This window comes from Planococcus halocryophilus (genome assembly GCF_001687585.2).
Lineage (GTDB): Bacteria > Bacillota > Bacilli > Bacillales_A > Planococcaceae > Planococcus > Planococcus halocryophilus.
The window spans coordinates 530,240-551,495 of the sequence record NZ_CP016537.2; the positions used below are offsets into that span (position 1 = coordinate 530,240).

General features: G+C 40.2%; 22 protein-coding genes, 1 tRNA gene and 1 rRNA gene. 18 read left to right on the forward strand and 6 right to left on the reverse strand.

Annotated features, from left to right (window positions below; translation table 11 throughout):
* Positions 1-10 precede the first annotated feature (10 nt).
* The 6 genes from rrf to tsaD all read left to right on the forward strand — a co-directional run bounded on the left by rrf (position 11) and on the right by tsaD (position 2,969).
* Positions 11-126: ribosomal RNA gene (gene rrf, locus BBI08_RS02790) — 5S ribosomal RNA — on the forward strand.
* A gap of 16 nt (positions 127-142) precedes the next feature.
* Positions 143-215 (forward strand) — tRNA-Asp (locus tag BBI08_RS02795).
* Positions 216-360: 145 nt separating this feature from the next.
* Positions 361-813: a tRNA (adenosine(37)-N6)-threonylcarbamoyltransferase complex ATPase subunit type 1 TsaE gene (gene tsaE, locus BBI08_RS02800; protein WP_008497397.1), complete on the forward strand. Its 453-nt coding sequence runs from the start codon at positions 361-363 to the stop codon at positions 811-813.
* Complete coding sequence (gene tsaB / locus BBI08_RS02805) at positions 810-1,505, forward strand: tRNA (adenosine(37)-N6)-threonylcarbamoyltransferase complex dimerization subunit type 1 TsaB (RefSeq protein ID WP_008497396.1); 696 nt, start codon at positions 810-812, stop codon at positions 1,503-1,505. Before tsaE ends, tsaB begins: the two co-directional genes overlap by 4 nt.
* Positions 1,502-1,957, forward strand: coding sequence for a ribosomal protein S18-alanine N-acetyltransferase (gene rimI, locus BBI08_RS02810; protein WP_008497395.1), 456 nt, complete (start codon positions 1,502-1,504; stop codon positions 1,955-1,957). Before tsaB ends, rimI begins: the two co-directional genes overlap by 4 nt.
* Positions 1,950-2,969, forward strand: a complete 1,020-nt coding sequence (tsaD, locus tag BBI08_RS02815) for a tRNA (adenosine(37)-N6)-threonylcarbamoyltransferase complex transferase subunit TsaD (RefSeq protein ID WP_008497394.1) — start codon at positions 1,950-1,952, stop codon at positions 2,967-2,969. Before rimI ends, tsaD begins: the two co-directional genes overlap by 8 nt.
* A gap of 378 nt (positions 2,970-3,347) precedes the next feature.
* On the opposite strand, the gene BBI08_RS02820 is transcribed toward tsaD, so the two are convergent.
* Positions 3,348-5,282, reverse strand: coding sequence for an ABC-F family ATP-binding cassette domain-containing protein (locus BBI08_RS02820; protein WP_008497393.1), 1,935 nt, complete (start codon positions 5,280-5,282; stop codon positions 3,348-3,350).
* 132 nt (positions 5,283-5,414) lie between these two features.
* On the opposite strand from BBI08_RS02820, the gene BBI08_RS02825 reads away from it, so the two are divergent.
* From BBI08_RS02825 to tatC, 3 genes are all read left to right on the forward strand, one after another.
* A complete protein-coding gene (locus BBI08_RS02825; RefSeq protein WP_008497392.1) occupies positions 5,415-6,047 on the forward strand; it encodes a redox-sensing transcriptional repressor Rex in 633 nt (210 codons plus the stop codon).
* A 90-nt stretch (positions 6,048-6,137) separates the two neighbouring features.
* Positions 6,138-6,332: a twin-arginine translocase TatA/TatE family subunit gene (locus BBI08_RS02830; protein WP_008497391.1), complete on the forward strand. Its 195-nt coding sequence runs from the start codon at positions 6,138-6,140 to the stop codon at positions 6,330-6,332.
* A 12-nt stretch (positions 6,333-6,344) separates the two neighbouring features.
* Positions 6,345-7,115: a twin-arginine translocase subunit TatC gene (gene tatC / locus BBI08_RS02835; RefSeq protein WP_008497390.1), complete on the forward strand. Its 771-nt coding sequence runs from the start codon at positions 6,345-6,347 to the stop codon at positions 7,113-7,115.
* Positions 7,116-7,131: 16 nt separating this feature from the next.
* Here the strand turns inward: tatC and BBI08_RS02840 are convergent, their stop codons facing one another.
* Positions 7,132-7,770, reverse strand: coding sequence for a CPBP family intramembrane glutamic endopeptidase (locus BBI08_RS02840; RefSeq protein WP_335645618.1), 639 nt, complete (start codon positions 7,768-7,770; stop codon positions 7,132-7,134).
* Between the two features lie 366 nt (positions 7,771-8,136).
* On the opposite strand from BBI08_RS02840, the gene groES reads away from it, so the two are divergent.
* Together groES and groL are read left to right on the forward strand one after the other, a co-directional pair.
* Complete coding sequence (gene groES, locus BBI08_RS02845) at positions 8,137-8,421, forward strand: co-chaperone GroES (protein ID WP_006831533.1); 285 nt, start codon at positions 8,137-8,139, stop codon at positions 8,419-8,421.
* Between the two features lie 31 nt (positions 8,422-8,452).
* Complete coding sequence (gene groL, locus BBI08_RS02850; RefSeq protein WP_008497389.1) at positions 8,453-10,084, forward strand: chaperonin GroEL; 1,632 nt, start codon at positions 8,453-8,455, stop codon at positions 10,082-10,084.
* A gap of 144 nt (positions 10,085-10,228) precedes the next feature.
* Here the strand turns inward: groL and BBI08_RS02855 are convergent, their stop codons facing one another.
* Positions 10,229-11,521, reverse strand: a complete 1,293-nt coding sequence (locus tag BBI08_RS02855; RefSeq protein ID WP_201764033.1) for an LLM class flavin-dependent oxidoreductase — start codon at positions 11,519-11,521, stop codon at positions 10,229-10,231.
* Positions 11,522-11,743: 222 nt separating this feature from the next.
* Here BBI08_RS02855 and BBI08_RS02860 point away from each other — a divergent pair, with 222 nt between their 5' ends.
* Positions 11,744-12,178, forward strand: coding sequence for a DUF6526 family protein (locus BBI08_RS02860; RefSeq protein WP_008497387.1), 435 nt, complete (start codon positions 11,744-11,746; stop codon positions 12,176-12,178).
* A 62-nt stretch (positions 12,179-12,240) separates the two neighbouring features.
* Here BBI08_RS02860 and BBI08_RS02865 read toward each other — a convergent pair whose 3' ends face one another.
* Positions 12,241-13,656 carry a DHA2 family efflux MFS transporter permease subunit gene (locus BBI08_RS02865; RefSeq protein ID WP_008497386.1) on the reverse strand — a complete coding sequence of 472 codons (1,416 nt, stop codon included), beginning with the start codon at positions 13,654-13,656 and terminating at the stop codon, positions 12,241-12,243.
* A 463-nt stretch (positions 13,657-14,119) separates the two neighbouring features.
* Between BBI08_RS02865 and BBI08_RS02870 the strand changes: the two genes are divergently transcribed.
* Positions 14,120-15,697, forward strand: a complete 1,578-nt coding sequence (locus tag BBI08_RS02870) for a BCCT family transporter (protein ID WP_008497384.1) — start codon at positions 14,120-14,122, stop codon at positions 15,695-15,697.
* A 239-nt stretch (positions 15,698-15,936) separates the two neighbouring features.
* Positions 15,937-16,782, forward strand: coding sequence for a DegV family protein (locus BBI08_RS02875; protein ID WP_008497383.1), 846 nt, complete (start codon positions 15,937-15,939; stop codon positions 16,780-16,782).
* A gap of 59 nt (positions 16,783-16,841) precedes the next feature.
* Here the strand turns inward: BBI08_RS02875 and BBI08_RS02880 are convergent, their stop codons facing one another.
* Positions 16,842-17,189, reverse strand: a complete 348-nt coding sequence (locus BBI08_RS02880) for a DUF6568 family protein (RefSeq protein WP_008497382.1) — start codon at positions 17,187-17,189, stop codon at positions 16,842-16,844.
* A 207-nt stretch (positions 17,190-17,396) separates the two neighbouring features.
* On the opposite strand from BBI08_RS02880, the gene BBI08_RS02885 reads away from it, so the two are divergent.
* The 3 genes from BBI08_RS02885 (at position 17,397) to BBI08_RS02895 (ending at position 20,209) form a co-directional block, all read left to right on the forward strand.
* Complete coding sequence (locus BBI08_RS02885; protein ID WP_065528468.1) at positions 17,397-18,344, forward strand: sensor domain-containing diguanylate cyclase; 948 nt, start codon at positions 17,397-17,399, stop codon at positions 18,342-18,344.
* A gap of 279 nt (positions 18,345-18,623) precedes the next feature.
* Positions 18,624-19,619, forward strand: a complete 996-nt coding sequence (locus BBI08_RS02890) for a tRNA dihydrouridine synthase (RefSeq protein ID WP_008497379.1) — start codon at positions 18,624-18,626, stop codon at positions 19,617-19,619.
* Between the two features lie 137 nt (positions 19,620-19,756).
* Positions 19,757-20,209 (forward strand): MarR family winged helix-turn-helix transcriptional regulator, encoded by a 453-nt coding sequence (locus BBI08_RS02895; RefSeq protein WP_040850747.1) that lies wholly within the window; start codon positions 19,757-19,759, stop codon positions 20,207-20,209.
* Between the two features lie 68 nt (positions 20,210-20,277).
* Here BBI08_RS02895 and BBI08_RS02900 read toward each other — a convergent pair whose 3' ends face one another.
* Positions 20,278-20,787 carry a CarD family transcriptional regulator gene (locus BBI08_RS02900; RefSeq protein WP_065528469.1) on the reverse strand — a complete coding sequence of 170 codons (510 nt, stop codon included), beginning with the start codon at positions 20,785-20,787 and terminating at the stop codon, positions 20,278-20,280.
* A 189-nt stretch (positions 20,788-20,976) separates the two neighbouring features.
* Between BBI08_RS02900 and BBI08_RS02905 the strand changes: the two genes are divergently transcribed.
* A complete protein-coding gene (locus BBI08_RS02905) occupies positions 20,977-21,189 on the forward strand; it encodes a hypothetical protein (protein WP_008497376.1) in 213 nt (70 codons plus the stop codon).
* Positions 21,190-21,256 lie beyond the last annotated feature (67 nt).

A 21,256-nucleotide genomic window follows, 5' to 3' on the forward strand; every position in this document is an offset into this window, starting at 1 on the left:
AACTAAATAGTCCAGTGATGATGGCAAAGAGGCCACACCCGTTCCCATCCCGAACACGGCAGTTAAGCTCTTTTGCGCCGATGGTAGTTGGGGGTTTCCCCCTGTGAGAGTAGGACGTCGCTGGTCTGTTTTATTTTTTTTTGGTCCCGTGGTGTAGCGGTTAACATGCCTGCCTGTCACGCAGGAGATCGCCGGTTCGATCCCGGTCGGGACCGTAATTTTGATGATGAACACAGCGATCATGCTGTGTTCATTTTTTTGTTGAAAAGACATTAACTCTTATGGGAAAAACGATATATTTTGATTTACGACAGCTATTTCGCTAAACTATGTAAAGACTCAATAGAGGTGACATGATCAATGACATATACAAAAAAGCTGAATTCGCCAGAAGAAACCGAAAGTTTTGCAATTGACCTTGCAGAACGATTAGAACCCGGAGATTTGCTAACGCTTGAAGGAGATTTGGGTGCTGGAAAAACAACCTTCACGAAAGGCCTAGCTAAGGGTCTTGGGATTCAACGTATGGTAAACAGTCCAACTTTTACCATCTTAAAACAATACTCAGGACGTTTAGAGTTAAATCATTTTGATGTCTATCGTCTTGAGAATAGCGATGAAGATATCGGCTTTGACGAATTTTTCAATAGCGAAGCGGTGTCAGTTGTAGAATGGGCAAGATTCATTGAAGAATATTTGCCAAAAGAACGCTTAGAAATCACCATCAACCGACAATCTGAACAGGGACGAAAGATGACCTTAAATCCAATTGGCAGACGGTATGAAAATCTTTGCAGGGAGCTAAACTTATGATCTATCTTGGAATTGATACCTCAAATTCTCCTTTGTCTCTCGCATTAATCGAAGACGGAAGAGTTTTAATAGAAGAAACATCTAATTTAAAAATCAACCATTCGTTAACAGCTATGCCTGCAATTGAAGAAATGATGAAAAAGGCAAAAATTACACCTGCTGAATTGACGCATATTGCAGTAGCTGAAGGTCCGGGTTCTTACACGGGTGTACGTATTGGCCTAACCATTGCAAAAACATTGGCTTGGTCATTAAAAATCCCTCTACACCTTGTTTCTAGTTTAAAGGTGCTTGCAGCAAATGAGCAGGGGTTTGAAGGACTAGTTTGTCCCATAATGGATGCTCGCCGTGGAACAGCTTTTATTGGCTTGTATGAAGGTGTGGGGTTAGTGCCTGTTTTTGCTGATCAGCATAGCGACGTAAAAGAATTCTTGCTCAAAATTAAAGATCTCCATCGACCTGTGCTGTTTACCGGAGTAGACGCTAAATTGCACGAAGAACTTATTACAGAAGTGTTTGGTGAACAGGCACAATGGAGTGGAATTTCAAACAGGTTGCCACGCGCATCAAATCTGATTATGTTGGCTCAAAAATCTGAGGAAAGCGCAGTTCACCACGCGGTTCCTGAGTATCGCCGCATCACAGAAGCAGAAGCAAACTACAATAAAGCTCAAGAAGGCAAAAATGTATGAGTGAAATTGTAAATTATAGAAAAATGACTGTCGAAGATATAGATGTGGTTTATGAAATTGAAAAATTGTCTTTTACACTGCCTTGGACTAAAGATGCTTTTTATAATGAAATGAATATTAATGAGCATGCGTACTATGTAATTGCTGAAACGGATGAAGGTATTGTTGGGTATTGTGGAATGTGGCTCGTAATGGATGAAGCACATGTTACCAATATCGCTATTCACCCTGACCATCGTGGCAAAAAACTAGGCGGCGGTTTGATGGAAGCGGCAATTGAGACAGCGAAAGCGCAAGGTGCCGTGTTAATGACATTAGAAGCACGAGTCAGCAATACAGTAGCTCAAAATCTTTACCGGAAATTAGGATTTAAAAATGGTGGCATTCGTAAGCGGTATTATACGGATAATTACGAAGATGCCATAGTTATGTGGGTGAAATTCGATGAATAAAGACATTTATATATTGGGAATTGAAACAAGTTGTGACGAAACAGCGGCTTCTGTTGTTAAAAATGGAACTGAAATTATCTCAAATGTTGTAGCTTCTCAAATAGAGAGCCATAAACGTTTTGGCGGCGTTGTACCTGAGATCGCTTCAAGACATCACGTTGAACAAATCACTTTGGTCATTGAAGAGGCTTTACGCTTGGCACAACTAGAACCGCATCAATTAGCTGCAGTTGCAGTAACAGAAGGACCCGGATTAGTGGGTGCTTTATTGATCGGTGTCAACGCTGCTAAAGCTTTTGCTTTTGCTCACCAACTACCTTTAGTAGGGGTACACCATATTGCAGGTCATATATATGCCAACCGTTTAGAACAGGAAATGGAATTTCCTCTTCTTGCTTTAGTTATTTCGGGTGGTCATACGGAGCTAATTTATATGAAAGAACATGGTGACTTTACCGTTATTGGAGAAACACGCGACGATGCAGCTGGAGAAGCTTATGATAAAGTGGCACGAACATTAAATCTTCCTTATCCTGGTGGACCTCATATTGATCGTTTGGCGCATGCTAGCGAAGAAGCCATAACGTTTCCAAGGATTTGGCTCGAAGAAGGATCTTATGATTTTAGTTTTAGTGGATTAAAATCGTCGGTCTTAAATTATATGCATAATGCAGCGCAGCGCGGAGAGACTGTAGCACCTGAACATGTTGCGGCTGGTTTCCAAAATAGTGTAGTAGAAGTGGTAACGGGTAAAACAGTTCGTGCAGCCAAAGAATATAACGTTCGTCAAGTGATTGCAGCAGGTGGCGTTGCAGCGAATAAAGGATTGAGAAAATCATTGGAATCTGTATTCCAAGAAAAAGAAATTCCTTTCTATATTCCTTCATTGCCATTATGTACGGATAACGCAGCTATGATTGCAGCAGCAGGAACTGTTATGTACGAAAAAGGACTTTTTGGTACAATGGCGATGAATGGGCGACCAGGTATGCCATTAACATCATGGATTTAATAAAAGCAAGTAATTTCATCATTTCAGAGAACTGGAATGTGTGAAATTACTTGCTTTTTTTTACCATAAAATTCAGACTTTTATACGTATGATGATAATTGTTCTGTCAATAGAGAACATTTGTACTTATGCACAATTTGTTAATAAACTGTTTGTAACTAGAGGATAAAGGGTGGATATTCTACATATTGTGTACATCAAAGTGGAAAACTCTGTGGATAACATTTAAGTTACCTGTGAATAATGTGCAAAAGTCTGTTGACAGTTGATAAGACAATATCGATAATGTGGAAAAATCTGTGGAAATAAATATTTCACAAATAGCTATTGACCTATATATAGTAATAAAAAAACCGGCTATGCTATAGCCGGTTTTAATTAAATATTTTCAATTTTTTCCTGAATTTCAAGCCATTGCGTCATAACTTCTTCATGAGCCGATTTAAGTTTTTCTAACTCATTTTGAAGTGGCAGCACCCGTTCATGATCTTGGAAGATTTCAGGTTTGCATAGTTGTTCTTCGATATCAGTAATTTGTAAATCTAATTTTTCCATCGTTTGTTCAATCTCTTCAGATTGTCGAACCAATTGGCGTTCGAGTTTTTTCGCTTCTTTGTCTATCTGCGAAGTGGAGGCAGCAACTGGCGCTTTTACTTCAGTGACCGAACCGGCTTCATCAAGTGCTTTTAGTTCAGCAATTTCGAGTTTTTTCTCAACGTAATAATCGTAGTCACCCAAGTATTCGGTCGTGCCATCTTGCGTAAGTTCGCTGACCTTTGTGGCAATGCGGTTCATAAAGTAACGGTCATGCGAAACGAAAAGCAATGTGCCCGGATAATCCAATAATGAATTTTCCAATACTTCTTTACTGTCGAGGTCTAAGTGATTGGTCGGCTCATCGAGTAACAGCACATTGGCTTTTTGCATCATTAACTTCGCAAGTGCCACACGCGCTTTTTCGCCACCCGATAAAGTAGAGACAGGTTTTAGCACATCATCACCGGTAAATAGAAAGCGTCCTAATATGCCACGTATGTCTTTTTCGTTGATCAGAGGGTAGTCATCCCATATCTCGTTTAATACCAGCTTATTGCCTTTTAAATTAGCTTGTTCTTGGTCGTAATAGCCAAATTGAATCCCGGTGCCATAATGGATATTTCCTTCGAGTGGTTTCAGCTCGTTCATGATGGTTTTTAGCAAAGTGGATTTTCCGACACCGTTCGGTCCAACGAGCGCTAAACTTTCTTGCCGATATAGTTTTAATGAAATGTCTTTTGATACAGGTTCGGTGCCATATCCAATAGCTAACGATTGAACATTTAACACGTCGTTACCGCTTTGTTTGCCAATCGTGAATCCGAAGCTTGCTGACTTTTCATTGCCATCGGGGGCTTCCATCCAATCGGTTTTCTGCAAGACTTTCCGGCGGCTTTGTGCCATTTTCGTTGTGGAAGCTCGGGCTAAGTTGCGCTGGACATAATCTTCAAGCTTGGCTTTTTCCCCTTGTTGTTTTTCAAACTGCTTTTGGTCAAGTTCGTATTGTTTCGCTTTTTCATCCAAGTATCGGCTGTAGTTCCCAGTATATTTTTTAATGCGGTGACGAGATACTTCATAGACAAGCGTTACCACTTGGTCGAGGAAATAACGGTCATGGGAAACAATGAGCAAAGCACCCGGATAATTCTTTAAGTAGTTTTCCAGCCAGCTTAGGGTTTCGATGTCCAAATGGTTGGTCGGCTCATCGAGAATTAAAAGCTCAGGTTTGCTAAGCAAATGTTTAGCCAACATAAGGCGCGTTTTTTGCCCACCCGATAAAGACGTCACTTTTTTGTCGTAATCGTCCGGGTAAAATTTCATGCCGTGAAGAATCGCGCGTGTATCCGATTCGTATTGATAACCGCCTGCATCTTTAAAGTCATGTTGCAAAAGATCGTATTCTTTCATCACTTTGTCGTTTTCTTCAGGGTTGTTATAGATGTCGGGACTGGCCATTTGAGCTTCTAGATGACGAAGTTTCGCTTCTTGTTCACGGAAATGATGGAAAATTTTCATCATTTCATCCCAAACAGTCGCGTCTGACTCTAAATTGGATTGTTGTTCTAAATAGCCAATTGTCAAATCTTTCGGCATGCTAATATCGCCGCTATCGTATGACATCTCTCCAGCTATGATTTTCAATAAGGTCGATTTTCCTGCGCCGTTGCGGCCTACTAATGCCACGCGGTCACGGTGTTGTACTTCTAATTTGACGCCTGAGAGAATCTCTTCCGCGCCAAATGATTTATGGACTTGGTTTACTTGTAAAACAATCATGTAGGTCACCTCTATTCTCTTTAAGTGTAGCTGATAGGACGGTTGTTCGCAATTGCACAAGCCTTTACATATCAAGGCTCCTACTGTAAGATGAAAGCGATTTGACAACACCTCAGGAGGATGCGAAAGCGTATGTTACAAGAGACTTCTAAAATTCCGCAAGCCACAACAAAAAGGCTGCCGCTATATTATCGCTTTCTTCAAAACTTCGCGAACGCCGGACAAAAACGGATTTCCTCGCAGGAGTTAAGTGAAGCGATGAAAATTGACTCTGCCACGATTCGCCGTGATTTTTCTCATTTAGGCGCTCTTGGCAAAAAAGGCTATGGCTATGACGTTCAAGAATTACTGCTGTTTTTCCGCAAAACATTAGACCAAGACGAAGCGACCAATGTCGCATTGATCGGCGTTGGTGGACTAGGTAGTGCATTCTTAAAGTATAATTTTCACCGCAACCACAATACAAAAATTATCGTCGCATTTGATTCTAATAGTCCGTTAGAAGGCGAGAGAATCAGCGAGATTGATACGTATCACCCCGATATGATTGAGGAAAAGATTAAAGAATATGGTGTGGAACTGGTTATTTTAACGGTGCCTTCCCGGTCAGCTCAAGAAGTGACAGACCGTTTAGCGAAAACCGATATTAAAGGAATCTTAAATTTCACACCGGTTCGAATTTCGGTGCCTGATCATATTCGCGTCCAGACCATCGATTTGTCAGTAGAGCTGCAAACTTTGATCTACCAAATCAAGCAGCAATGACTTAAAACCTTCACATTTCAACAGCCTTTCGAAATAGCCAAACCCGCTCGAATGATGTAAAATAGAGCCATAATACAGGAGGTGCAACGTATGCCAGGTCCAATGAGTATCATCGTTATCGGTGTTGTTGCTTTACTTGTTTTCGGTCCAAAAAAATTACCGGAACTTGGAAAAGCATTCGGTTCGTCTTTACGTGAGTTCAAGAACGCTACAAAAGGACTTGTAGACGATGACGACGATAAAGTAGATTTGAAAAAGAAAGAAGAGCAAAAGGAAATACGATAGGATGTTTGTCTAATGCCAGAAAATGAGATGACATTAATTGAACATATAGGAGAACTCAGAAAACGGCTGACCATCTTAGTCGTTTTCTTTGTATTAGCGATTATTGTGAGCTTTTTCCTCGCACAACCGCTAATTCAGTACTTGCAGTATACCGAAGAAGCAAAAAATCTTACGTTGAATGCGTTCAAAATTACAGATCCATTAAAGATCTTTATGCAAGTGACAATGATTTTAGCGTTAATCATGACTTCACCACTAATCATGTACCAATTCTGGGCGTTTATTAGCCCAGGACTTCTAGATAAAGAGCGGAGAGCTACACTCAGTTACATTCCGTTTTCTGTACTATTGTTTTTAGGTGGAATTGCTTTTGCCTATTTGATTTTGTTTCCGTACGTTATCGGATTTATGTTGAACATATCCGATAATATGAATATCCAGGAAACAATCGGCATTAATGAATATTTCCAATTCTTGTTCCAAATTACGTTGCCGTTCGGCGTGATTTTTCAGCTGCCGGTAGTGATGTTGTTTTTAACAAGACTTGGAATTATTACACCAATGTTGATGACCAAGTATCGTAAGTTTTCGTATCTTGGATTGGTGATTATTGCGGCGTTTATTACACCGCCCGACATCGTTTCGCATATGATCGTCACGTTACCGCTTATTATTTTGTACGAATTTAGTGTCATGATTGCTAAAGTCGGATACCGCAAATTCTTAAAAGCAGAGCAGCAACAAGCGATTGAAGACCAACAAGAAAGCCTTCCACCGAATTAATTCGGGGAAGGCTTTTTTACTGTAAATTTTCCAGTTGTTTTTGGAATTCCATGATTTTGTCCATGTTCAGTTGAATGACCATGACGTAACTGTTCAAAAGAATATGGGCGATGATTGGCGTAATGATGCTTTTTGTTTTTTGGTATAAAAACGCCAAGATCAATCCTGTTGTGAAATACAGCAACAGGTGCGTAAAGTCGAAATGAATCAATGCGAACGTCAAGGCACTCACCGCAGTGGCGAAAAAGAAATTGGTTGTCTGATTTAATGAACCAAACAACACGCGACGGAAAACCAGTTCTTCAAGAACTGGACCAAACAAGACGATTGATACAATCGCGAGTGGAACCACTTCAGCAATGCTCACTAATGAAGCGGTGTTTTCAGAACCAGGATCTATGCCAAGAAAATTCATTTCGATTAAAGCGGCAACTGATTGGCCGATAAGTAACAACAAGAAGCCGAGAAAGCCCCATACAATCGACATAAGGAGAGACGATTTTTTGCCTTTCCAAATATCGAAAAAGCGTTTGTCTCGCGACACGAGGATGAGCGTTAAGATAAAGCCAATTCCCATGGTCAAAAAGATTAACCAGCCAGATGTTGCAACGCCAGCAGCTTGACGGTCCATGCCTTGCCCTTGAAAGTAACTCATGGTAGGGCTAATAAACAGGATCGGCGAAAGCTGTGCGACGATGAAAATTAATAACACATAAAGCGGGGTTTTTTTGCCTTTGGATTTGGGACGATAGGTGTTACTTTTTTTCGTTTTGGTTGATCGTTCATTTTTTAAGAAGTTGTCTATAAATTTTTTTTGTTTATCGGGCATGATGTAATTCCTTTCACTTTTAAGCTCTCTCTTATTGTAGAGCTTTCAGAAGATAACCGCAAAGAAATCAAAATCATAATAGTTCCTACTTGCAAAAGACTGAAGATTTTATTAAACTTGGGTATGGGTTAGCACTCAAAGGTTGAGAGTGCTAATCGAGAACATTTAGATAATTTGAGGAGGGTGTTTCATTTGTTAAGACCACTAGGAGATCGTGTAATTATTGAGCTCATCGAAGCGGAAGAAAAAACATCAAGCGGTATCGTTTTACCGGGATCAGCACAAGAAAAACCGCAGGAGGGCCATGTGATCGCTGTAGGAAATGGACTTATTCGTGAAAACGGACAGCGCACAGAACTAGACGTGCAAGCTGGCGATCGCGTTATCTTCTCGAAATACGCAGGCTCTGAATTAAAATATGAAGGCAAAGAATATTTGATCTTACGTGAAAACGATATATTAGCAGTTTTAGGCTAAAATAAACCAACGACACAGGAGGAAGCTAAACATGGCAAAAGATATTAAGTTCAGCGAAGACGCACGTAGTTTAATGCTGAGAGGCGTAGATAAATTAGCAGACACAGTAAAAGTAACGCTTGGACCAAAAGGGCGTAACGTAGTGCTTGAGAAAAAATTCGGTTCGCCGTTAATCACCAATGATGGTGTGACGATCGCAAAAGAAATCGAACTTGAAAATGCTTTTGAAAACATGGGCGCGAAACTTGTTGCGGAAGTTGCTTCTAAAACAAACGACATCGCAGGTGACGGTACAACTACTGCAACCGTTCTTGCACAAGCTATGATCCGTGAAGGCTTGAAAAACGTTACAGCTGGCGCAAACCCAGTCGGCATTCGACACGGAATTGAACTAGCTGTTGAAAGTGCACTTAGCGAGTTAAAAGCGATTTCAAAACCAATCGAAGGCAAAGAATCCATTGCACAAGTTGCAGCGATTTCGTCTGGTGACGAAGAAGTCGGCAAACTGATTGCAGAAGCAATGGAGCGCGTTGGTAACGACGGCGTAATCACTTTAGAAGAATCACGCGGCTTTACAACAGAACTTGATGTGGTTGAAGGGATGCAGTTTGACCGCGGCTATCAATCACCATACATGGTAACTGATTCAGATAAAATGGAAGCTGTTTTAGAAAATCCATTTATTTTAGTAACTGACAAGAAAATTGGCAACATCCAAGAAATCTTACCAGTCCTTGAACAAGTGGTTCAACAAAGCAAACCGTTACTTATCGTTGCTGAAGACGTTGAAGGCGAAGCGTTAGCGACATTAGTAGTCAACAAATTGCGTGGAACGTTTAACGCAGTAGCTGTAAAGGCACCAGGCTTCGGTGATCGTCGCAAAGCAATGCTTGAGGATATTGCAGCATTAACTGGCGCAGAAGTGATTACAGAGGATCTAGGGCTTGAATTGAAAACAACCAACATTGCGCAACTAGGTCGCGCATCTAAAGTTGTTGTAACGAAAGAAAGCACAACAATCGTAGAAGGCGCTGGCAACCAAGAGCACATCATTGCACGCGTTGGACAAATCCGCAGCCAATTAGAAGAGTCAACTTCTGAATTCGACAAAGAGAAACTACAAGAACGTCTAGCGAAATTGGCTGGCGGCGTGGCGGTTATCAAAGTCGGAGCGGCTACAGAAACAGAATTGAAAGAACGCAAACTTCGTATTGAAGATGCCTTGAACTCAACTCGTGCAGCTGTAGAAGAAGGAATTGTTGCCGGCGGTGGTACAGCATTAGTCAACGTCTACAACAAAGTAGCAGAACTTCTTGAATCACAAGAAGGCGACGTGGCAACAGGAATCAACATCGTACTTCGTGCGCTTGAAGAACCAGTTCGTCAAATCGCAACAAACGCAGGTCTTGAAGGATCAATCATCGTTCACCGTCTGAAAACAGAAGAAGTCGGCATTGGTTATAACGCTGCTAATGGCGAATGGGTGAACATGGTCGAAGAAGGAATTGTGGATCCAACGAAAGTTACTCGTTCAGCATTGCAAAACGCAGCATCTGTTGCGGCAATGTTCTTAACAACTGAAGCAGTTGTTGCAGACTTGCCAGAACCAGCAGGACAAGGCGGCGGCATGCCTGATATGGGCGGCATGGGCGGCATGATGTAAGTAGCATCTTGACCTTAACTTATGAGGGTTAACGTGTTAAAAACATCTTATTGCTTATAATCGTGACATCAAACTAAAAAAAGGAGCCTCACACTAATTCAACGAATTAGTGTGAGGCTCTTTTTTATTGTGTAAACATAGAAACTACCGTTCAACAGATTGCTGCTTTGCCACATAAGGCAACTCCAAATGATCACGCAATGTTGATCCCTCGTATTCCGCCCGGAAAATTCCGCGTGTTTGCAGAATCGGCACCACTCGGTCGACAAACGCTTCGAGTTCGCTTGGCAAATTGGCAATAATCATAAAGCCGTCTGCTGCGTGTTGTTGGTACCACGATTCGATCAAATTAGCGACGTGTTCAGGTGTGCCCATAAAAGGTGTGCGAGGAGTTGCTTCGCGCAAAGCCACTTGGCGCAAGCTTAAGTTTTCCTTGAGTGATGCCCTTTTAATGCGGTCGGTATCGCTTTGGAAACTGTTTTTGCCGATGGTTCCGATATCCGGGAACGGTTCGTCTAGTGGGTACTGAGAAAAATCATGGTGTTCAAACAGGCGACCTAAAAAAGCGAGAGCTTGTTCAGTGGTTACTAAACTTGCCAGTTCTTGGTATTTTCGTTCGGCATCTTCTGCAGTCTCGCCAATAATGGGGCTGATGCCTTGTAAGACTAGTACGTCGCTAGGCTCACGACCGCTCAAATGGGCTTGTTCTTTAACGTTTTTATAATACTGCGTGGCTTCTTCTATTCTCGGCATAATGGCAAATACGGCATCTGCTTGTTGGGCAGAAAAAGCAATGCCATCTTTAGATGAACCAGCTTGGAAAATGACCGGCTGTCCTTGTGGTGAGCGGCCAATATTTAATGGTCCTTGGACAGAAAAGAATTCGCCTTGGTGGTTTAACGTATGCAATTTCGCTGGATCAAAAAATTGTCCGGACTCTTTATCGCGAACAAATGCATCATCTTCCCAAGAATTCCATAAGCCTTTCATGACGTGAACAAACTCGGCAGCCATTCGGTAGCGCTCGGCGTGACTGGGGTGATCGTCGAGTTGTTTACTGAAATTCAATGCCGTCTTTTCTAGTCCGGACGTAACTACGTTCCATCCAGCTCGACCACCGCTCAACATATCTAATGAAGCAAACTGTCGCGCAGCAGAAAACGGTTCGCTATAGGTGGTGGATAAAGTGCTGACAAGTCCGATGTTTGACGTTACCGCAGCGAGTGCAGAAAGAATCGTTAACGGTTCAAAGCGATTTAAGTAATGGGGGTTTGATTTTTCATTGATGTACAAAGCGTCTGCAATAAAAACAAAATCAAATTTGCCGCGTTCAGAAGTTTGCGCTTGCTGTTTATAAAAATCAAAACTGACACTGGCATCCGCAGGCATAGCGGGATGTCGCCAATCCGAAATCTTCTCACCGGCTCCGTGAATCATGGTTCCGAGTTTTAGTTGCTTTCTCACATTGCATTGTCCTCTCGATAATCCTTTGTCTTAGATTATGGTACGTGTCCTGTTATGTGTCAAGACAGGTGTCGTGTAAGCAAACATGAAGAATGTAGAACTCAACCTAAAGTTTACGGAGCGGTTAAGCAATAAAATAGCTGAAAGTATTGCAGTATAGTATGATGCTCCTGTAGAGAGTTAAGGAGTGAAAAAATGAAAGAACAATCGTATGAAAAACATGTGCGTTACCCAAGGTTACAGCTTTTTTTCTGGGTACCGTTAAGCTTTGTGTTACTTTTAACAACGGCTAGTTATGGAATTTATCAATTTGTGAAAAATGGATTTTCGATGCAATTATTTTTGATATTTGCAATTATTATCCTTGCGATTATTCCAGGAATGCTCGCGCGAATTTACGCACTTACGTTACAAGATCGTTTGATTTGTACGGAAGAACAATTGCGCTATTTTATGCTGACAGGAAATCGTCTAGATCCACGACTAACAAAGTCCCAATTAATCGCTTTGCGTTTTGCGCCTGATGCGGAAGTAGTAGCGTTAGCTGAACGTGCAGTAGTTGAAGAGTTATCAGCAGATGCTATTAAAAAGACTATAAAACTATGGCGTGCCGACCATCAACGCGTTTAAATTGAATACAACCAAAAAACTCACGCTATCTTTTACAGATAGCGTGAGTTTTTTATGTGGCTTTAGTTTTTCTTCGTGACGGGTTTTGGACTTTTAATAGCAAACGATATGAGGAATCCGATGGCTGCGACAAATCCGGCTACGATAAAGGCCACATTTACGCCTTGTATTGCGCCGGCTATTGAACTGCCACTTGCAGCTGTAACGGTAATCGTCACAAGTACCGCTGTTCCGATAGCACCCGAAATTTGGCGGAATGTATTATTCATTGCCGTACCGTGAGAAATGAGATGATCTGGTAGCTGATTTAACCCAAGCGTTGTCGATGGCATCATGACCATAGCGATACCGCCCATTCGAATTGCGTTTAACACAGCTAGATATAGAAACGTTGTATCTTGCGAAAGATTTGCAAAGAAAAACGTAGTGACTGTCAAAATAGCAAAACCAAGACGTAACAGCCACTTAGCTCCATATTTATCAAATAATGCACCCGACACTGGGTTCATAATCCCCATAATAATCGCCCCTGGCAATAACATAAGTCCAGAATGGAAAGCGTTAAATCCAAGGAGATTTTGCATGAATAAAGGCAAAATAACAGTTGTGGCAATCATGGAAGAAAATACAATCATCCCGAGTGCTGTGGCAATCGAGAAAATACTGTATTTAAAAACACGAAATTCGAGAATGGGTTCTTTTAGTTTTAACTGTCTTGTAATAAACCAGAAAAGTGTCACTGCACCAATCACTAGTGATATGAGTACGTTCGGGCTGAGCCAACCTACGTTACCTGCGATACTAAAGCCGTAAAGAAGTCCCCCAAATCCAAGTGTTGAAAGAGCGATTGATAGAAAGTCCATTTTTGGATTGGTTTGTTCGGTTACGTTTTTTAGTAAAAAATACGCTGAGATGATAATAACAATTGCAATTGGAAAAACAACATAAAAGACACTGCGCCACGGATAGTTGTCTACTAAATAACCTGATAAACTTGGTCCGATTGCAGGCGCAAAGGCGATGATTAGACCAAACATGCCCATCGCTTTTCCGCGTTGGGAAACAGGGAAAACCAAAAATAAAATGGTTTGTAAGAGTGGCATCATAATACCAGCCCCCGCACCTTGCAGCACACGTCCTCCTAATAAGAAGGTGAAGTTAGGAGAAATAGCAGCGAGCAATGTACCGGCCGCAAACATGCTCATTGCTGTTAAGAATAAACTACGTGTTGAAAATTTTCCGATTAAAAATGCTGTGATGGGAATCATAATCCCATTGACGAGCATAAAAATAGATTGTAGCCATTGAACCGTACTTTCGCTAATTTTGAGATCGTTCATGATGGGTGGTAAAGCTGTAGAAATGAGTGTTTGATTGAGAATGGTGATAAAAGCACCTGATAGCAATACAGCTAAAAGTGGAATGTTCTTTTTAAAATCGAATGACTGTGTGTTATCTAGCGTTTCTGAATGAACCATTGACGTATCAGCATCCTTTGTTGGAGTTGCAAATCTTTAAGGTGAAAATCAGATTTGATAGTTCTTAATGATAGAGGTTATTTGGTTAGAGCTCAATTTTGTTGTTTGTAGAAAATCTCTATAATAGCTCTGTAGTGTTGGGCATTTGGATGAATGATTTTCCGGAAAATGGATGTGTACTGACTCAAATTCTTCAATTCGTAATCAGTGAGTCGAAAGGGTTGGCAAATTGTGTGTAACTCATATACAATTACATACTTATTGCCAAAAAGCTTTTGAGTATCGTGCTTCTCTTATGCAAAAGAAAAGGTAAAGACAATTGAACATACTGTTTAGAAGTAGATGTGCAGAGCACGCTGTCGCACGGAACAGCTATTGAGATTGAAATCATCATCGTGGAGGGATTTCTTCACTTTTTAAAGTATGTGTTTATGCGCATGCTACTAATAGGAGGTTTTATTTTTTGAAGAAATATGGATCAAAGACAGATTGGCCCGTACTGTTCATCAGTGGTGGGTTACTTGTCGCTTTTGTACTTGCAGCATTTATCAATGTAGAGTTGGTGTCGAATAGTGTAAATCAATCATTTGCTTTTGCCGTGAAGTATTTCGGGGCATTTTGGCAAGTTTTGTTATTGGGAACATTTTTTATTGCACTTTTTTTAGGATTTTCGAAATATGGAAAAGTTCGGCTAGGTGCGATGGACAAGCCGGAAGTCGGATATTTTAAATGGATTGCCATGATTATGACGACCTTACTAGCCGCAGGAGGCGTATTTTGGGCAGCTGCTGAACCGATGTACCATTTTCTTGATGTATCCCCTAATTTTACGGGTTCAGGTGTAGAGTCGGGTACTGAGAGTGCCATTGTTCCTGCTTTTGCCCAGTCTTATTTACATTGGGGATTTCTTGCATGGTCAATTCTTGGGACGCTTGGAACGATCGTTTTAATGTATGCTCATTATCAAAAAGGCATGCCGCTAAAACCGCGTACGTTACTATACCCGTTGCTTGGTGAAAAAATCATGAAAAACAGTGCTTTGGGTACGATCATCGATGCATCTGCTGTGATTGCGGTCGCAGCTGGAACAATCGGACCTATTGGTTTTCTGGGCTTGCAAGCCGCGTATGGGATGGAAGCATTATTCGGAGTGCCGAATAACTTGTTTACACAAGTGATGATTATCATCACTGTAGTAGCGATTGCAACCATTTCAGCTATTACAGGTTTGCGTAAAGGAATACAGTTTCTAAGTAATTTGAATATCATTATTACGATCGTTTTAATGGTGGCCATTTTAGTATTAGGGCCAGGCGGATTTATCTTTGATACGTTTCTTGCAGCAACTGGAGTTCACCTTCAGGAATTTCTAGCAATGAGTACGTTCCGCGGAGATTCTGATTGGTTAGGTTATTGGACCGTCTTTTTCTGGGGCTGGTTCCTTGGATATGGACCTATGATGGCGATTTTCATTGCCACCATTACACGTGGACGCACGATTCGTGAGTTGATTTTTGCTGTTTCTATTATCGCGCCAACTGTTACTGCATTTTGGTTTACGGTTGTTGGCGGAACAGGTATGTTTTATGAACTTGCTCAGCCAGGAATTGTATCAGATGCATTAAACACATCGGGTATGCCAGCTGCGATGGTGGCCATTACACAACAATTGCCACTTAGTTCAGTTATAGCTCCGCTGTTCTTACTCGTCACTATTTTATTTGTTGTCACAACAGCCGACTCGATGGCGTATACCATTTCGGTTGCCATCACAGGCGATGGTCATCCGCCAAAAATTATGCGTGTTTTTTGGTCAATTATTATGGGTGCTGTAGCAATCGTGCTCTTAATGATTAGCGAAGGGGGCATTCAAGCGATTCAATCGTTTATTGTCGTTACAGCCATTCCCGTTTCGTTGCTGTTATTGCCGACGTTCTGGGCAGCACCAAAAGCTGCAAAAATTATGTTTGAAGATCAGTTTGGCAAAAGTGCTAAATCGAAGAGTAGAGCAATGGGGACAAACCCATTAAAAGACTTATAAATAGAAATGATTTTTTGCAACAAAGAATAAAAAAATTACAACACAGTCAGCAGCTCACCGTGAGTATGTTGGCTGTTTTTTTAATAGGAAAGTGATATATGTTCAAAATATGGCACCGCTTTCAATATTTCAACTTAATATGACAATTGTCACTAGTGCTGCATGGGTTTGTCATGTAAGTTATCGTTAGGAGATAGCTGATTCCGATGTGAAAATTGCACCTAGAGGAGAATTTTTTTATGAAGAAAATAGCTTGGATTACGGATACAGCTGCGCAACTTGACGATAATTTTATCCAAAAACATGATGTCTATGTTCTGCCACTTAGTGTTGTTTTTTCAGATGGAGAATATAGAGAATCCATTGACCTCACACAAGAAGAATTTTACGATAAATTAAAACTAGCGAAAGTTTCACCGAAAACGTCGCAACCGGCGATCGGAGAAATGCTGGCTCTATATGAAAAACTAGAAAAAGAAGGCTATGATTTTGCAATTGCTGTCCACTTATCAAGTGGATTGTCTGGGACATTTGAAACGGCACAAGCGGCTTCTGAAATGAGCAACTTCAACGTTTATCCAATCGATTCGAAAATCGGTTCTTTTCCGATGGTTAAAATGATTGAAGTAGGCAATGAACTTCTAGAAAATGGCAAAAAAATAGAAGAAGTTGTCGCGACGATTACCGAAATGACAGAGAAATCGAAGTTGTCGTTTATTCCATCTAGCTTAAACCAATTGCACAAAAGCGGGCGTGTTTCTGGAACCCAAACGTTTTTAAGTAATTTGTTAAACATTAAAGTTGTGATTAGTTTTGTAGATGGTAAACCGGTAATGACCGAAAAAGTGCGTACAAACAAACGTGCAAAAGACCATGTGATGTCTCTATTGCGCGCAGATATGGCAGCGGGTTCTGTACCAGAAGTGGCTGTTATTCATTGCAACAATGTTCCGGACTCAGAAGTATGGAAAAACGAATTGTTGCAAGAATTTCCGAGTTTAAAAGTAGAAGTGGCGGCTTTAAGTGTTTGCGTTGGCGTTCATGCAGGTGACGGCACGACTGGCTTGAGCTGGGTTAGTTATTAACAATAAGACGAAAAAGACCGTCGATCTGGGATCGACGGTCTTTCAATTTCAATAAAAACTTATTTATTCATAAATGCTTTAATTTCTTCTTTGTCCATAGAAGAATCACATTCCACATTTACTGTGTTGCCATTTGTATAAATGAAACCAGGAACCGTTGGAATGTTGAATTCATTACGTAATGAAGTAATACCCATCATATCATCTGATTCTACACTGTTTACGTGGTAGATATGAGTAGCTGTTTCATCAGCCACCTGTTTTAGATTTTTTACGAACGTTTTACAAAAAGGACAAACCTCTTTACCTATGTAAAGAACGGCTTCAGAATCGCCTTTAAGCAATTCTAGTGCTTTTGTAGAATCAATTTTTTCAAAACCTGCTATGTTGTCTTGATAAGTCGTCATGTTCAATCAATCTCCTCTCTCTAATAACTTCATTGTACAGGAAGAGGAGAGTGGACCAAAAAGTTATGCTTATATAAGGGAAAGAGAAAAATGATTGATAGAGAAACTCTTCGATGCATATGTTAAACTTTAGGGGATACAATGAAGTTTTGTACAGGAAAGAGATTGAAATAGAAAAGATGAATTTGAAAATAATCGAGGTGCTATATGTCGACAATATTTCAAGAATTAGAAACGTATAAAAATTTTGATGAGTTGGCTAGGGATGTGCTTGATCTTGCAAAAGAAATTTTACCTAATCAACTAATTTATATAAGCTCAATTAGTGATACACAACAAGTTATTTTGAAGATTTCAAATGAGACCACAAGTATTGTCGCGACTGAAGGAATAATGTTAAATCTTAATGACTCTATTTGCAGAGGTATTGATTTTGAAAAGAAACAGCCGTTGATCTATGAGAAGATTTTAGAGGAAAGTAGTTTAGCGGATTTAAAAAACGGACTTGAAAAAGCCAATATCAAATCTTACTTAGGTATTCCGATTTCCTTTGTAAATGGCGATAAATTTGGTACATTGTGTGCTGTAAATGATGAAGAACATCATTTTGACGACAAAAGCATTAATTTGCTACAGAGAATCGTAAGGATGTTTTCATATTATTTGGATTTGGAGCGTGTTGCTTATAAGGATTCATTGACGAACTTATACAACAGACGCTACCTGTCAAAGTTTTTTGAAGACCAACAAGAAACAGAAGGCTGGATTTTCTTCTTGGATTTAGATGGATTTAAAAAAGTAAATGATGTCCATGGTCATGATGCAGGTGACATGGTGTTGGAAGAAGTTGCGTTAAGACTTCAAACGTTTGCTAATGCGCATCCGAATGCTTTGGCATTCAGGTTGGGAGGAGACGAATTTGTTATCCATTTTTCCCACGCCTCGGATATCAAAAAAATGAGTCGATTGGCGGAACAAGTACTTGAGAATTTAACGATATGGGATGCCAACTATCAGCTGTCTACTAGTATTGGAATCGCCATGTATCCGGGCGATTACGCGATAACTTTAAAGACGCTTCTGAAAAATGCAGATTATGCTTTAAACCTAGCAAAAGCATCAGGGAAAAACACGTACAAATTTTTTGAACTGTAATTCGCCATATAACTCTGCAAGTGGATAAATCATGTAAGCCACTATTTTCAAAGACGTCAACTCGTATCTTTAGAGTTGACGTCTTTTTGGTGCCTAAGGATATATTGTTTAAAGCACGTCTCTTTCCACAAACAGAGGATTCGTGTAAACTGTATAAGGTTAAGAAAAGTAACAGTCTCTAAATACATTTACTCGTTATGGATTTGCCTTATAGATACAACAAGAACTTTGGATGATAAAAGAGTTATCATCTCACCATGAAAGGATTGGAAGTTGAATATGAAAGAGAACTTTTGGCGTGATTTACCACGACCATTTTTTGTTTTAGCGCCGATGGAAGATGTGACGAACGTAGTGTTTCGCCATGTAGTGGCTGAAGCCGCAAGACCAGATGTGTTTTTTACTGAGTTTACGAATACCGAAAGTTATTGTCATCCGGAAGGAATTTTTAGTGTACGCGGACGTTTGACGTTCACAGAAGACGAACAGCCAATGGTCGCTCATATATGGGGCAACAAGCCTGAGCATTTCCGAGAAATGAGTATCGGCATGGCAAAGCAAGGTTTTAAAGGTGTCGACATCAACATGGGTTGTCCAGTACCGAATGTTGCAGCTAAAGGAAAAGGGAGCGGGTTGATTCGCTATCCCGATAATGCAGCAGAGATTATTCAAGCGGCTAAAGCAGGTGGCTTACCGGTAAGTGTCAAAACACGACTGGGCTACACGGATTTAGACGAATGGAAAGGCTGGTTAACGCATGTGTTTGAACAAGACATTGCGAACTTGTCGATTCATTTGCGGACGAAAAAAGAAATGAGTGCAGTGCCTGCGCATTGGGAACTCATTCCGGAGATCAAAAAACTTCGTGATGAAATAGCACCGGATACACTTTTGACGATCAATGGAGATATTCCAGATCGCCAAGTTGGATTAGAGCTCGCTGAAAAATACGGCATCGATGGCGTCATGATTGGACGCGGAATTTTCCATAATCCATTTGCATTTGAAGAAGAGCCAAAAGAACACAGCCCGAAAGAATTGTTTGATTTATTGAGATTGCATTTAGGTTTGCATGACAAATACTCAACTGACATCGAACCGATTGCATTTAAACCGCTTCGTCGTTTCTTTAAAATTTACGTGCGAGGTGTGCGTGGTGTTGGCGAATTGAGAAATCAATTGATGTATACTGAAACAACAGATCAAGTACGTGCGTTATTAGATGAATTTGAAGCGTTAAATGAAGCGGAGAGTTCAGTAGAAACAAATGCGTGAAGTTGGTTTTGTGAAAGCCATCCCCAATTAGTAAAATTGGGGATGGCTTTTTAATTAGAACTATAACTCCGCAACACACAAGTATTTTTACTAATTGACTTCACATAAGGGAATCGTTATATTAAATGGCGAAGCAGATGATAGGAGTGAACCGTTTGACACCAAGCGTGGAGTTGCAAAATTTGAATTTGATTGATTTATTAAGCGAACGTCATATAGCGGCACGAAAAATTGCAGAGCAGGCTTGGGATAAAGAAAGTGAAATCCAAATCTCGAATTCCGAGTGGACCATAATGGCTCACATCTACAAACAACAACCCACAATTGCATCCGTCACAAAGAACTTAGATATTACTCGTCAAGCAACGCATAAGTTTATTAAGAATTTGGCTGCTAAAGGGTTAGTAGAAGTACAAAATGTGGAGAACAATAAAAAAGATAAATGCATTCGATTAACAGCTGTAGGTGAAGGTTGTCATGAAAAACATGAAGTATTGAAGAAACAGCTAGAAAGCCAAATCGCTGATAAAATTGGTGCAAATCAGCTAAAAATCCTAAAGGATATTTTAAAAGCTGAATGGGGAATTTAGTAGTCACCTAAAAAACGTTCCGCCTTCTCAATAACTTGAGAAGGCGGAACGTTTTTTAGAATGGAGGATTAACTAATTGATTGCGGTTGTTCATCCGTGATCAAGTCGTTAATCATTTTATTGATTTCTTCAAAACTCGTGTCCAGTGCATGTGCGAGTTCTTTAAAAAGAATGATTTGTGTATTGTTTAAAAGGTTATAGTCGTGTTCATATAAAGACTCTTTTTGAATTTGAGTATCAAACTTCTTACGCAATAATCCGTTGATAACACCTGCAATTTGCATACGGTCACCTGACTGGATTTTCTTTGGCTGCGCTTTTGGGTTTTGTGGAACCTCGGATTCTGTTTCAGGGTGCTTAAAGACTTCAATAATTGCGAGTGCTTCTTCTCGTTGAAGGAGCTTTAACATAACAACCTTGTCATTATCAACGGGAGTGCTAATTGTCACTAACGTATTTTCTAAAGGCTGTAATTGGTAGTATTTTTTTGTGACATCTGAAACAGTCATGTCGTAAATGTCATTAATTTTACAAAGGCCGTGGGTGGAATAAATGATATGATCTCCAATAGCGAACATCTTTTTTCCTCCTCAAATATAACTCATCTATTACCACTATAACACACATGGTTAAAATTGTAAACTTAGTTGACGATTTTAGGGAATAGAGAAGTTCATAAAATATATTTCTTGAAAAGTTTAGAAGTTAGTGGAAGCGGGAAAAGGTAACATATTAGTTTTGCGTTGTCAAAACGGAGGTAGAATGAGATGAAGAGAATAGAAGCAGCAAAACAGTTAATACTTGCTGAGAAGCTTAAGCATTACAATGAACGATTAGCAGATATAGAACGAGATTTGGATTTTTTCTATAAGGAATCGATAGATGATGAAGAGTCATTAAAGGTAATCCAGGATTTGAAGAAAAACGTAGAACGTTTAAAAATAATAAAAAATAGAGAAAAACAAGAGACAGTCGTTTGAGGCTGTCTTTTTTACTTGTCTTCAAGAGACTGATGGACATGAGGATATATGCTATTATTAAAACAGG